Below are 825 nucleotides of genomic sequence, written 5' to 3'. Positions count from 1 at the left end.
TAGAATATAAATAGTACAAAATAAACATGACCATTTTCAATAAATATTATATGATAGTCATAGATCAAGAGAGGAGAATGGTTATGGCAAGAGGTACAAGGTATTCACAAGAGTTTAAGGAAGATGCAGTAAGATATCGGTTGGAGCATCCTGAGATTGCGCTTCGTAAGTGTGCTGAAAATCTTGGAATTAGTGAATCAGCACTAAAGACTTGGATGAAATCAGCAAAGGAACATGAAGGAACTGTTCCTACTCGTGGTTCAGGCAATTACGCAAGTGATGAAGCAAAAGAAATCGCACGTCTGCAACGAGAATTACGCGATACAAAGGATGCACTTGAAGTGTTAAAAAAAGCAATCGGTATTCTGGGAAAATGACAAAAACTCTTTACGCTGCTACATCTAAATATGTAGAAGAAATTAACAACCTGCCTGTGAAACGTCAAGTTTCTGTCAGCGGGATACTGAAAAAATTGAACGTTTCACGATCTGGTTATAATGCATGGAAGAAGCGGGTTCCTTCGGACACGTCTCTTCGTCGAACTGTTTTAAAAGAAAAAATCCAAAAGATTTATGATGATTCACATCAAAACTATGGTGCTCCTAAAATTGCAGCTGAATTGCGGAAATCCGGAGAAACTATTACTGAAAAAACAGTGGGAAATTATATGCGTCAAATGGGAATAAAAGCGCAATGGATCAAACCGTATACTCAAACAACCATTGATTCTGATCTAAGCCGGAAACTAAAAAATATTTTGAACGAAAAATTTAATCCAGAACATCCAGATGCTGTATGGTGCTCAGATATCACTTATATTTGGAC

2 protein-coding genes are annotated in these 825 nt (G+C 37.0%); both read left to right on the top strand.

Features of this window, described 5'->3' with window-relative positions:
• Nucleotides 1-83 precede the first annotated feature (83 nt).
• Entirely contained in the window at nucleotides 84-377 is a 294-nt protein-coding gene (locus H8716_RS17490) for a transposase (RefSeq protein WP_025581345.1), read from the top strand.
• Nucleotides 374-825: IS3 family transposase (locus H8716_RS17485; RefSeq protein ID WP_249310233.1), on the top strand; the 452-nt coding region annotated here is incomplete at its 3' end. The genes H8716_RS17490 and H8716_RS17485, both read left to right, overlap by 4 nt.

It is taken from the genome of Jingyaoa shaoxingensis (assembly GCF_014385005.1).
GTDB classification, from domain to species: Bacteria; Bacillota; Clostridia; order Lachnospirales; family Lachnospiraceae; genus Marvinbryantia; species Marvinbryantia shaoxingensis.
This window is presented reverse-complemented; position numbering and strand designations above follow the sequence as displayed.

Excerpts from the sequence above, each read along its gene's own strand:
- H8716_RS17490 (WP_025581345.1), top strand. The coding sequence starts at position 84 with ATGGCAAGAGGTACAAGGTATTCACAAGAGTTTAAGGAAGATGCAGTA.